Below are 12,293 nucleotides of genomic sequence, written 5' to 3' on the forward strand. Positions count from 1 at the left end.
TCACTTTATTCTACTTCTTCTCTTACAAGATTATATAGCAACTGTTCGGCCTCCGATTCGGAATGTTCCATCTCTTCCACCCGGCGACATACTTGGAAAGCATGTTCTTCACTATGCTGCATGAAACGGCGAATGGCCGCCATAGCTGCATTGCGCACGTGGTAGGAACCGGAAATGAAAGCACAAACTGCCTGGTCGAGAAATTCGTTCACAGCCCGTTCATTCATATCACCTTTCTTCATCAGCAAGCGGGCAATGGTGAGAAAGCCGCACGTCTGTATATACTCCCGCTCATCCGCAATCCATTGAAAAGATTTCGCAGGAGCATAAGGAAGATGCTGGAACAAATTCATAGAAGTAAATTCCGCTATTTCAATGTTCTGAATATTTTCCACCCAAATATCTGCAATTTCCGGAAAGAAGCTGTCTACCGGTTGTAACAGCCCCGCCATAATCTTACATTCGCGGATATCTTCTTTCCACAAAGCTTGCGCCAATGAGTGGTCTTTTTCATACGTTTCGGCAATCGCCTTGATACGGGGAAGTTCTACACCGAAATTCAATTTATAAACCAGCCCCTTTTCACGCATACTTTGAGACACAGCCCCGTTCATAGAGAGGCGGAGCTGTGTCTTTATTTCTTTCAGTTGTTCATGTAGATCCACCAAACAATGATTTATAGTTAATTATTAATAGAAGGCAGATTAGAATAATCCTTACTGTAACGCAACATTTGTTCCGCATAACCTTCGTCATAAGTCACCTTTACGTCGGTTATCTTACCGGCTGCATCTACCACTGCTTCATATTTCGGATTTACAAATCCCTTGTACGGAGCCAGATTCAGTTTCTTATAACGTTCCAGAACTTCGGCATGCAAAACCGGATCTACCTTCACTGCATAGTTTTCTACCAAATCATGCGCACCCTGATAGTCGCCTGTTGATTTGATACGTTGGATCTCGGACAGTAATTCACCGAAGAGTGTACGCAACTTTCCGTAATCGTTCACTACTACATAAGTCTTACCATCTCTCCTCACCAGTTCTACTACTTTATCCGCCGCACCTTTCTCAAACACCCAGCGGGCAATGAGCTGACGATTACGCATGTGGGCTTCTTCCACATCGTTACCCGGTTCTATGCGAACGAGTTGTGTCATCAGGCCGTTCATCAGATAAGTATAATATTCTGCTTTGTAAGCATCCGCATTAGGTGTCAGTCCCAATTCTACCAACTTAGGATCAGCTACATAATACAAACCGAATAAGTCCGCACGCGCTTCCTCGATCGTAGAGCCATAGGCTTTCAAAGCATCCGGATCAACTCCCGGAAGCAACTTTCCGGAACCATGTCCCAAACATTCATGCAAGTCCGTATGGAGTTCGCCCGTCAGATCGGCATATTTATCTATCAACTGCAATTCGGTATCGCTATATACAAACTCTTCATTGAATCCGTTGCCATGAGCCGCCTTATTATATGCATCCGTAATATTACCGATAGTCACGGATTTAGAACCATGATGGCTGCGTATCCAGTTGGAGTTGGGCAGATTGATACCGATAGCCGTTGCTGGATAAAGGTCACCGGCCAAAATCGCAGCAGTAATCACCTTGGCGGAAACACCTTTCACTTCATCTTTCTTGAATAGTTTATCTACCGGAGAGTGATCTTCAAACCATTGCGCATTGCCACTGATAATCTCAGTACGATGCGTAGCTTCCATATCCTTAAAGTTCACCAATGATTCCCAGCTTGCCTTCATACCCAACGGATCACCATAGCTTTCAGTAAATCCATTTACAAAGTCCACAAGGGAATTCAAATCTTTCACCCAAAGGATAGCATATTCATCAAAAGTCTTCAGATCACCGGTCTCATAAAACTTTATCAGTTCGGCAATCACAGCCTTCTGTTCCGGGTTTTCAGCTACGCCTTCTGCTTTCTTCAGCCAGTATACGATCTTATCGATAACCTGTCCGTACAGACCACCCACTTTCCAGACCTTTTCCTGAATCTTGCCGTTTTCCTTCACCAAACGACTATTCAAACCGTAAGAAACAGGCGTTTCATCTTTCGGGTCTTTCATTGCATTATAGAAGTCTTCAGCTTCTTTCTGCGTCACACCGTCATAATAATTGCAAGCAGAAGTCAACACTAAGTCCTCTCCTGCCGCCTGGTTCACGCGCTTCGGCATTACAGTCGGATCGAAAATAACCGGAGACAGCTCATCGCATAATTGTTCTGCGGTTTGTCCTTCAGCCAGCGGCAATGTAGAGGCATCTACACTCAGCACAGCCTCTTTGAAAAATTCGGGTACAAAACCAGGCACGAACTTCTCAGAGCCATAATGGTGGTGAATGCCATTAGAGAACCACACACGTTTAAGGTACACTTCCATCGCCTTAAAATCAGGCGTATTTTTGTCTCCTTTATATCCTGTATAAACTGCTTCTAACGTCCTACGAATGCGCAAGTTATATTTTCCATTCTGATCGAAGAGAATATCACGGCCCTGCAAAGCAGCTTCCGTAAGGTAATACACCAGCTCTTTCTGTTGGAGCGACAAGTTCTCGAAACCGGGAACCCGGTAACGTAATATTTGTAAGTCTGCAAATTGTTCCACTGTATAATCAAATTTATCTGCCTCGGCAGTTGTTGTTTTTGAGCCGCTACAAGCTGTCAGCAATGCAAAAGCGGCACATGCTATTAGTTGTTTCTTCATGTGTCGGGAGATATGTGAGTTGGTATTTAGAAAAGACGAAAAGGAAGTATTCCGAAACAGTTGCTCCGGAATATTTCCTTTTTATACATTGTTCTACGCAGAATTACTGTTTTTTATCTGCGTGTTTTTTACGATATCCATTAGGAGTTTCACCTACATTTTTATAAAATGCAGCGTAAAAAGACTGACGGTTGGCAAAACCTACCATCGTGCTGATTTCTTCTACATTCTTGTCGGCATATCTCTTATCCGTCAATAAATGTTTTGCATCTTTTACTCTGTACTCATTCAACAGGCATGAATAGTTCATACCAAAACGAGAATTTACTACAGCGGACAAATAGCGAGTGTTGGTTTTCAACTCTTTCGCCAAATCTTTAGCCGAGTAATCGGGATCTTTGTACTTCTTCTGCACAACTACGATATTCAATATCTTGTCATACAACTCATCTGCCAATTCCGGACGAATCAACGAGCGGTAAGCAGCATTCTTCTCTTTTTTCTCTCTCAGGTTATAAGGGCGCTTCTTAGTAGCCGCTTCCTGATTCTTGTTTTCTAAATCACTCATTTGAATTAACTGGTTAGGGTTTGTTAAAACATGAAAGCCCGAAGGATTTTCCTTTAGACTTTACAAAAGTCTGACATTTTTTTCTAATACGCAACTTTTATCGTACATATTTTTGACCTATAAACAACGAAAAAGGTTGAAAAGTAGTATTTGAGCCGATTTAATAAGAAACTTTAACCTTTACAAAAGGGCTTATGATATAAAATGAATACGTTTATCAGCTTGTTTTATATACAATAATTAATGTACCTTTGCAGGATAAAACTTTATCAGCTAAAATGATACAAACGCTTAAACGATATTTTGGTTACGATAGTTTCCGACCTTTACAGGAAGAGATTATCCGCACAGTACTGGATGGAAGAGATTCACTGGTATTGATGCCTACCGGAGGTGGAAAGTCCATTTGTTACCAGCTTCCGGCCCTGTTATGCGAAGGAACTGCCGTAGTAGTTTCCCCTTTGATTTCCCTGATGAAAGATCAGGTGGAATCACTTTGTGCCAACGGTGTCGCCGCGGGTGCTCTGAACAGCAGTAATGACGAGACTGAAAATGCCGTTCTACGTCGTGCCTGTATGGAAGGGAGCCTGAAATTACTCTACATTTCGCCTGAGAAATTAATAGCCGAAGCCAACTATCTTTTAAGAGATATGCATATCTCATTATTTGCCATCGATGAAGCACATTGCATTTCACAATGGGGACATGATTTTCGTCCGGAATATGCACAAATGGGATTCATACGCGAGATGTTTCCCAATATTCCGGTCATAGCTCTTACAGCTACAGCAGATAAAATTACACGTGAGGATATTGTACGGCAGTTACACCTCAACCAGCCGAAGGTTTTTATCTCTTCTTTCGACCGTCCCAACCTGAGCCTTACCGTAAAACGGGGATACCAACAAAAAGAAAAAAGCAAAGCTATCCTGGATTTCATAGGTCGCCATCGTGGTGAAAGCGGTATCATCTATTGTATGAGTCGCAGTAAAACGGAGACAGTGGCACAGATGCTGCAAAAGCAAGGGTTACGTGTGGCAGTCTATCATGCCGGATTATCCTCCGTACGGAGAGATGAAGCACAGGACGATTTCATCAACGACCGTGTACAAATAGTTTGTGCCACGATTGCTTTCGGTATGGGAATCGACAAAAGTAACGTGCGCTGGGTTATCCATTACAATCTTCCTAAAAGTATAGAAAGTTTTTACCAGGAGATTGGGCGTGCAGGACGGGATGGACTACCAAGCGACACCCTCTTGTTTTATTCTCTGGCCGACCTTATTCTATTAACCAAGTTTGCGACGGAAAGCGGTCAGCAAGGCATCAATCTGGAGAAGCTACAACGTATGCAACAGTATGCTGAAGCTGATGTTTGCCGGCGTCGCATCCTGTTGAGTTATTTCGGAGAAGCTACAACAGAGGATTGCGGAAACTGCGATGTCTGCAAAAATCCTCCCCAGCGTTTCGACGGAACTGTTATTGTACAAAAAGCTTTAAGCGCTATCGTCCGTACGGAACAGCAGATCGGCACGAGTATTCTTGTAGATATCTTGCGCGGAAATAACACACCGGATGTATCGGAGAAAGGATATCAGCAACTGAAAACTTTCGGTGCCGGACGTGAAGTTCCTGCCCGTGATTGGCAAGACTATTTGTTGCAAATGCTACAACTGGGGTATTTTGAAATAGCGTACAATGAGAACAATCATCTGAAAATAACGAACAGTGGTAGCGACGTTCTCTTTGGACGGTCACAAGCACGATTGGCAGTAATCCGGCGTGAAGAGTCCGCACCCGCCAAAGGACGAAAGAAGAAACCGACTATTCCAGTCAGAGAATTGCCATTGGGGTTACCGAACACAGAAAGTGAAGAACTTTTCGAAGCCTTACGCGCGTTGCGGAAACGGCTCGCAGACCAAGAAGCACTACCGGCTTATATTGTACTGTCCGATAAGGTATTGCATTTACTCAGTACAGCCCGCCCTACTACAATGGAAGCATTCGGTAATATCAGCGGCATCGGCGAATATAAAAAAAAGAAATACGGAAAGGATTTCGTCGAATTAATCAGGAAATACGTTTAATGAAGATGGGTCAAAATAAAGATTAGAACACAAATTACGCAAATAATGTTTCTTTATACTTCTGATAATCAGAGTTTATCTGATTTATTATTTGTGCAATTTGTATTCTTTTATTCTGTTTTGGCACACTTTTACTTGCATTGCTGTAACAATCCCCTAAGATCCGCCTGCGGCACTCCAAGAGACATTGCTTTCTCAAAATCCTGCTTTGCCAGGTTTTTCTTCTTCTGGGACAGATAGATTTGTCCGCGCATCAGATAGGCTTCCGTCTGCGAAGGATTCAGTTTCAGAGCTTCTTCCAGATCAATCATCGCCAGATCTACATGCTGCATATCCTGTTCTATTCCCGCACGTGCTACGTATAAGGCTGCATCCTGCGGATCTTCTACCAGCATCTTATTCAATATCTCCAGAGCTTTTTGTAAGTTTCCATCTTTTTGCTCCAAGGTAGCGAGTCCTAAACGGGCGTTATAATTCTGAGGATCGAGCTTCAGTAATCTTTCATAATCCGCCCGGGCAAACTTGAGATCACGCTGGGTCACATAAATATAAGCACGCATCAGAAGTGCTTCCCGATTATCCTTTTCCAAATCCAGCACTAAAGAATAATCCACACGTGCCTGCTCATTCCGCCCCATTTCAAGATTCAGCGCCGCACGATTCAAGAGAATGGGAACAGCCCGTGGAGCAATGTTCAAAGCATACGTGTATGATTCCAAAGCCTGATCATAATCCCGTTGCCGCCGCTGGATAGTACCGAGATTAGAAAACAACAAAGCATTATGCGGATTAGCAGGTTCCAGTTTCAAGGCTTGACGGATATAATTTTCCGCTTGTGCCAGACTGTCTTGTTCGGTACAGACGATGGCACGGTCGCTCAGTTCCTGATAAGTTTGGGAAAACACAGAGGTTACACCTATTATATATATAAGGAAAGAAAGAATAAACTTTTTCATAATGCTATTAAAGATTTTGTTACTTACAGATAAACGGCCGTTTCTCTTAATGGGAACTGTTGTTTCTCCTCATGGGAACGCTCGTTTCCTCTAATGGGAACTACAGTTTCCCCTCATGGGAACGCCCGTTTCCTTTAATGGGAACTGTAATGATGTGACTTATACTAAAAACAGTTGGTACTTAATCCAGCGGATAAGTATCGAATGCAAACAGTTCCGTCGACAGATAACGCTCTCCCGTATCAGGCAAAAGAACTACAATCTTCTTATCCGCAAACTCCGGACGTTGTGCCAGCAAACGCGCTGCATATACAGCCGCACCTGAAGATATACCCGCCAGTAATCCTTCGGTAGACGCCAACTCACGTCCGCCACGAATTGCTTCATCATCGGGCACAGGAAGCACTTCATCTACAACAGAGGCATCATAAATAGCAGGAACAAAATTGGCTCCGATTCCCTGAATACGATGCGGTCCTGCCACTCCACCTTCCAAAACAGGAGACGATTCCGGTTCTACAGCAACAATATACACATCCGGATTATGTTTTTTCAAGGCACGTGCCACCCCACAGATTGTTCCGCCTGTTCCCACTCCGGCAACAAACACATCTACCTTTCCGTCTGTATCCGTCCAGATTTCTTCACCTGTAGTAAGCGTATGAATCTGTGCGTTAGAAGGATTTTCAAATTGTTGAAGAATGACCGAACCGGGAATAGATGCCCTTAACTCCTGCGCTTTCGCAATGGATCCTGCCATACCGGCCAATCCATCTGTCAGCACAATTTCAGCACCCAGTGCTTTCAGCAGATTACGACGCTCTATACTCATAGTTTCGGGCATTGTGAGCATCAGGTGATACCCTTTGATTGTAGCAACCATCGCCAGTCCCACACCGGTATTTCCACTGGTAGGCTCTATAATCGTCGCACCGGGCTTCAGTGCTCCGCTCGCTTCTGCATCTTCAATCATGGCAAGCGCCACACGATCCTTCACACTACCAGCCGGATTGAACGCTTCCAACTTTGCGATAATATTCTGTTTCAGTCCATATTTACGACTGTATTCCGCTAATTCCATTAAAGGCGTATGCCCTATTAATTCCGTCAGGTTCTTTGCTATTTTTGCCATAATCATAAAAATTAAGAGGCTGTATCAAAATCTCTGATACAGCCTCACAAAGGTAGAAAAAATCTTGTTGTTCCTTTATTTCCTTAATAAAGATTAGCTACGTTTGATATAATCTACCACCCATGCTCCTACTTCTTTGGTACCATACTTCGCACCACCTTCTACCTGAATTTCCGGTGTACGGACGTTAGCATCCAAAGAAGCATCTACGGCTTTGCGGATCAATGCGCCTTCTTCCAGCAGATTGAAATATTCGAATAACATGGCAGCCGAAAGGATTTGCGCCAACGGATTAGCGATGTTCAAACCTTTAGCCTGTGGCCATGAACCGTGGATTGGTTCGAATACAGGAGTGCTTTCGCCTGTAGAAGCCGAAGGAAGCAGTCCCATAGAGCCACTGATTACAGAACCTTCATCCGTAAGGATATCACCGAAGGTATTCTCGGTAACCATTACATCAAAGAATTTAGGCTCCTGAATCATCTTCATGGCAGCGTTGTCCACAAACATATAGTCCGTAGTCACTTCGGGATATTGCGGAGCCATCTCCTGGGCAATCTGTCTCCAAAGGCGTGAAGATGCGAGCACATTGGCTTTATCTACCACTGTGAGGTGTTTATTGCGTTTCATGGCATATTCAAAACCAACTTTCAGAATACGTTCAATCTCCGGACGAGTGTACATATTGGTATCATACGCTTTATCGTTGTCCTGATACTTCTCACCGAAATACATCCCGCCGGTCAGTTCGCGGATACAAAGAAAATCTGCGCCATCCACCAGTTCTGCACGAAGCGGTGATTTATGGAGCAGACATTTGAAAGTTTGTACCGGACGGATATTGGCAAACAATCCCAGTTTCTTACGCATAGCCAGCAGACCCTGTTCGGGACGTACTTTGGCAGTAGGATCATTGTCGAATTTCGGGTCGCCTACAGCCGAGAACAAAACAGCATCCGCGTTTTTACAAACTTCATAAGTAGCTTCAGGGAACGGATCACCCACTTTGTCGATAGCATCTGCACCGCAGATGGCATATTCGTAGTTTACTTTATGTCCGAACTTCTCACATACGGCGGTCATTACGTCCACACCTACGGTGGAAATCTCCGGGCCAATGCCGTCACCGGCTAATACTGCAATTTTAAAATCCATTGTTTTCTTTATTTTTTAGGTATTCTTCTATTTTCTTTTCCTCAATAGAACTCATCATTCTGATTTTTTAAGTTCATAATCATCCTCAATGATATTCAGCATCTTCATCGTCGCCTTAATCGCTGCCTCCGTCTGGTCAGCATCCAATCCGCGTGTACGGAACACTGTGCCGTCATAGCTCCAGGTAATCACGGTCTGCACAAAAGCATCGGTACGCCCACCGGGAGGGATGGTTACGGCATAGTTCGTCAGCATGGGGAATTTGCGTCCCAACGTCACCTTATAAATCTTACGCAGAGCACGTACAAAAGCATCATACTGACCGTCACCGCTGGAACTTTCTTCAAACTCCTGTCCGTTGATTTCAATCTTCAGCGTAGCCATCGGCTTCAGACCGTAAGCAAGGTTCACGATGTATGTCTTCAGCTTCACTTTCTCATTCATCACTCCGTGCTTTAGTACATCCGAAACGATATAAGGCAAATCTTCTTGGGTAACCAGTTCTTTCTTGTCACCCAACTCGATAATCCGTTCCGTCACCTTACGCATGGAATCCTCATCCAGCGTCAGTCCCAGATCTTCCAGATTCTTACGGATGTTCGCCTTACCACTGTTCTTACCCAGTGCATACTCCCGCTTACGTCCGAAACGCTCGGGTAACAGGTCGTTGCAATAAAGGTTACTCTTATTGTCTCCATCGGCATGTACCCCCGCTACCTGCGTGAACACATTTTCACCTACAATCGGTTTATTGGCGGGTATGGCAATACCGGAATAAGATTCAACCACCCGGCTGACTTCATTCAAACGACCTTCGTCAATGTTAGTGATAGCATTGAAATGATCTTTCAGAATAGCCTGCACACTGGACAACGGTGCATTACCGGCACGTTCGCCCAGACCGTTGATCGTGGTATGAAGTCCCTTCGCACCACTCAGCACGGCAGCCAGCACATTGCTCACTGCCAGGTCGTAGTCATTATGCGGATGGAAATCGAAGTGAGCATGCGGATAGCGCTTCACCATCTTCCGCATATATTCGATGACCTGCAAAGGATTCAGCACACCCAATGTATCAGGCAACATATACCGTTTGATATTCGTGTGCATCAGTGCATCCACCATCTGGAAGACATACTCTGGAGAATCTTTCATCCCGTTGCTCCAGTCTTCCAGGTAAATATTCACCTCCATATCCTGCTCATTGGCATAATTCACTACGCCAATAATATCCTCGATATGTTCTTCAGGGGTCTTTCTCAACTGACATGTGCAATGCTTCAGCGAACCTTTGCACAGAAGATTAATGACGCGGCAGCCGGTAGCGTGTATCCAGTCTACCGACGTATACCCGTCTACGAAGCCCAACACCTCCACCCGGGGCAATAAATTACGCCGCGCCGCCCAGTCACATATCATCTTGACTGCGTCGAACTCACCGTCCGAAACCCGTGCCGAAGCTACTTCCACCCTGTCTACTTTCAGTTCTTCCAGTAGCAGACGGGCTATCATCAGCTTTTCATGGGGGACGAACGACACACCGCTGGTTTGCTCACCGTCGCGGAGCGTAGTGTCCATGATTTCTATTTGGGGCTGTCTATACTTCATTTTTTATTTTCCCACGCTTCTATTTTATCTTTATTCTCTACCAGGAAATCGATGTCATCCAGGCCATTCATCAGGCAATGTTTCTTGTAAGCATTGATTTCGAAAGTCTCACTTTTACCTGTTGCCTTGTTGGTGATTGTCTGTTCCGGCAGGTTCACCACTACCTCCGTTTTCGGATCGGCGGCAATGGAATCAAACAATTCTTTCAGGAACGGTTCGCTCACCACTACAGGCAATACGAAATTATTCAGTTCATTATTCTTGTGGATATCTGCAAAGAAACTGCTGACCACCACGCGGAAACCATAATCTGCAATGGCCCATGCCGCATGCTCGCGGCTACTGCCCGAACCGAAGTTCTTTCCGGCTACAAGCACCTGTCCGCTATAGGTCGGATCGTTCAGAACGAAAGAGTCGATTTTGTTTCCTTGCTTGTCATACCGCCAGTCGCGGAACAGATTCTCGCCGAAGCCTTCTTTAGTCGTAGCTTTCAGAAAACGTGCAGGAATGATCTGGTCTGTATCTACATTCTCCAACGGGAGAGGCACACAAGTACTGGTGATGATATTGAATTTCTGTTTCATTGTTTCTTATCTTTGATTTTGAAATACTTATTATTAATGGCTTCTGCCAGGAGGACTGGTATTACATCAGTTCTCTCGGGTCCGTAATCACTCCTGTCACTGCTGCCGCAGCTGCCACCAGCGGACTGGCAAGCAATGTGCGTGACCCCGGTCCCTGACGACCTTCAAAGTTACGGTTACTTGTAGAAACCGCATACATTCCGGCAGGCACCTTATCATCATTCATTGCCAGACAAGCCGAACATCCCGGCTGGCGGATAGCAAAACCTGCTTCCTCTAATACTTTATCCAAGCCTTCTTCACGAATCTGTGCATCTACCATCCACGAACCGGGCACCAACCAGGCAACCACATGTTCCGCCTTCTTACGGCCTTTCACTAACGAGGCGAAAGCACGGAAATCTTCAATACGTCCATTCGTACAAGCACCCAAAAACACATAATCTATCTTCTTGCCCAATACTCCCTCACCGGGTTGGAAGCCCATATAATTCATTGATTTCAGGAATGAAGCTTTTGCAGCCTCTCCCATTCCGTCAGTCGTAGGAATGTGCTGCGTGATGCCCATACCCATACCCGGATTTGTTCCGTATGTAATCATCGGTTCGATATCTGCCGCATCAAAATGCACTTCTTTATCAAACGTAGCATTCTCATCGCTCTTCAGCGTCTTCCAGTATGCCAATGCTTTCTCCCATTCCTCACCTGCCGGAGCATATTCGCGACCTTTAATATATTCAAATGTCACTTCATCTGGTGCCACCATACCACCACGTGCACCCATTTCTATACTCAGGTTGCACAGTGTCAGGCGTCCTTCCATAGTCAGACTGCGCACTGCTTCTCCGGCATATTCCACAAAATAACCAGTTGCACCGCTCGTTGTCATTTTAGACATCATATAAAGAGCAATATCTTTTGCCGTCACACCTTTACCCAATTTTCCGTCCACTGTGATGCGCATTGTCTTGGGGCGTGTCTGCAAGATACATTGTGAAGCCATTACCATTTCGACCTCACTTGTACCGATACCAAAAGCTACTGCTCCCATCGCACCGTGCGTTGAAGTATGCGAGTCACCACACACAATCGTCATTCCTGGCAATGTCAAGCCTCTTTCCGGACCTACCACATGGATGATACCATTCTTCTTATGCAACATGCCGAAATGTGTCAATCCAAAATCTTCCGCATTCTTGGCCAGTGTATCCACCTGTGTTTTCGAGATCGGATCTTCAATCGGCTTGTCCTGATCGTGGGTCGGCGTATTATGGTCGGGCATACAAACAATCTTTTCCGGACGGAAACATTGGATACCGCGTGCGCGCATTCCCGCAAAAGCCTGCGGACTGGTTACTTCATGACAATAAAGGCGATCTATATATAACTGTGTGGGACCATCTTCCACTTGCTGAACCACGTGGGCATCCCAGATTTTATCAAATAATGTATTCATCAGATTTATTACGATTTTA

10 protein-coding genes are annotated in these 12,293 nt (G+C 44.9%); 1 reads left to right on the forward strand and 9 read right to left on the reverse strand.

What is annotated here, in order from left to right; genetic code table 11:
• Nucleotides 1–5 precede the first annotated feature (5 nt).
• The 3 genes from BACINT_RS15070 to BACINT_RS15080 form a co-directional block, all read right to left on the reverse strand.
• On the reverse strand, nucleotides 6–665 hold the full coding sequence (locus tag BACINT_RS15070) for a DNA alkylation repair protein (RefSeq protein WP_007664502.1): 660 nt from the start codon (nucleotides 663–665) through the stop codon (nucleotides 6–8).
• Between the two features lie 17 nt (nucleotides 666–682).
• Nucleotides 683–2,728 (reverse strand): dipeptidyl-peptidase 3 family protein, encoded by a 2,046-nt coding sequence (locus BACINT_RS15075; protein WP_007664503.1) that lies wholly within the window; start codon nucleotides 2,726–2,728, stop codon nucleotides 683–685.
• 103 nt (nucleotides 2,729–2,831) lie between these two features.
• Nucleotides 2,832–3,296, reverse strand: a complete 465-nt coding sequence (locus BACINT_RS15080; RefSeq protein ID WP_007214984.1) for a helix-turn-helix domain-containing protein — start codon at nucleotides 3,294–3,296, stop codon at nucleotides 2,832–2,834.
• Between the two features lie 278 nt (nucleotides 3,297–3,574).
• Here BACINT_RS15080 and recQ point away from each other — a divergent pair, with 278 nt between their 5' ends.
• A complete protein-coding gene (gene recQ, locus BACINT_RS15085) occupies nucleotides 3,575–5,383 on the forward strand; it encodes a DNA helicase RecQ (protein ID WP_007664504.1) in 1,809 nt (602 codons plus the stop codon).
• Between the two features lie 131 nt (nucleotides 5,384–5,514).
• On the opposite strand, the gene BACINT_RS15090 is transcribed toward recQ, so the two are convergent.
• From BACINT_RS15090 to leuC, 6 genes are all read right to left on the reverse strand, one after another.
• Nucleotides 5,515–6,339: a tetratricopeptide repeat protein gene (locus BACINT_RS15090; RefSeq protein WP_007664505.1), complete on the reverse strand. Its 825-nt coding sequence runs from the start codon at nucleotides 6,337–6,339 to the stop codon at nucleotides 5,515–5,517.
• Nucleotides 6,340–6,520: 181 nt separating this feature from the next.
• Nucleotides 6,521–7,471, reverse strand: a complete 951-nt coding sequence (gene cysK / locus BACINT_RS15095) for a cysteine synthase A (protein ID WP_044155294.1) — start codon at nucleotides 7,469–7,471, stop codon at nucleotides 6,521–6,523.
• A 93-nt stretch (nucleotides 7,472–7,564) separates the two neighbouring features.
• Nucleotides 7,565–8,626, reverse strand: coding sequence for a 3-isopropylmalate dehydrogenase (gene leuB, locus BACINT_RS15100; protein WP_007214989.1), 1,062 nt, complete (start codon nucleotides 8,624–8,626; stop codon nucleotides 7,565–7,567).
• Between the two features lie 54 nt (nucleotides 8,627–8,680).
• Nucleotides 8,681–10,234, reverse strand: coding sequence for an alpha-isopropylmalate synthase regulatory domain-containing protein (locus BACINT_RS15105; protein WP_007664507.1), 1,554 nt, complete (start codon nucleotides 10,232–10,234; stop codon nucleotides 8,681–8,683).
• Nucleotides 10,231–10,818 (reverse strand): 3-isopropylmalate dehydratase small subunit, encoded by a 588-nt coding sequence (gene leuD, locus BACINT_RS15110; RefSeq protein ID WP_007217260.1) that lies wholly within the window; start codon nucleotides 10,816–10,818, stop codon nucleotides 10,231–10,233. Before leuD ends, BACINT_RS15105 begins: the two co-directional genes overlap by 4 nt.
• A gap of 61 nt (nucleotides 10,819–10,879) precedes the next feature.
• Complete coding sequence (gene leuC / locus BACINT_RS15115; protein ID WP_007664508.1) at nucleotides 10,880–12,274, reverse strand: 3-isopropylmalate dehydratase large subunit; 1,395 nt, start codon at nucleotides 12,272–12,274, stop codon at nucleotides 10,880–10,882.
• Between the last annotated feature and the right edge of the window lie 19 nt (nucleotides 12,275–12,293).

The organism is Bacteroides intestinalis DSM 17393, assembly GCF_000172175.1.
In the GTDB taxonomy this organism is placed as follows: domain Bacteria; phylum Bacteroidota; class Bacteroidia; order Bacteroidales; family Bacteroidaceae; genus Bacteroides; species Bacteroides intestinalis.

Bases quoted from the DNA above. Each gene is read 5' to 3' on its own strand.
- BACINT_RS15075 (WP_007664503.1), bottom strand. From the start codon at position 2,728: ATGAAGAAACAACTAATAGCATGTGCCGCTTTTGCATTGCTGACAGCT.
- BACINT_RS15080 (WP_007214984.1), bottom strand. From the start codon at position 3,296: ATGAGTGATTTAGAAAACAAGAATCAGGAAGCGGCTACTAAGAAGCGC.
- recQ (WP_007664504.1), top strand. From the start codon at position 3,575: ATGATACAAACGCTTAAACGATATTTTGGTTACGATAGTTTCCGACCT.
- BACINT_RS15090 (WP_007664505.1), bottom strand. From the start codon at position 6,339: ATGAAAAAGTTTATTCTTTCTTTCCTTATATATATAATAGGTGTAACC.
- cysK (WP_044155294.1), bottom strand. From the start codon at position 7,471: ATGGCAAAAATAGCAAAGAACCTGACGGAATTAATAGGGCATACGCCT.
- leuB (WP_007214989.1), bottom strand. From the start codon at position 8,626: ATGGATTTTAAAATTGCAGTATTAGCCGGTGACGGCATTGGCCCGGAG.
- BACINT_RS15105 (WP_007664507.1), bottom strand. From the start codon at position 10,234: ATGAAGTATAGACAGCCCCAAATAGAAATCATGGACACTACGCTCCGC.
- leuD (WP_007217260.1), bottom strand. From the start codon at position 10,818: ATGAAACAGAAATTCAATATCATCACCAGTACTTGTGTGCCTCTCCCG.
- leuC (WP_007664508.1), bottom strand. From the start codon at position 12,274: ATGAATACATTATTTGATAAAATCTGGGATGCCCACGTGGTTCAGCAA.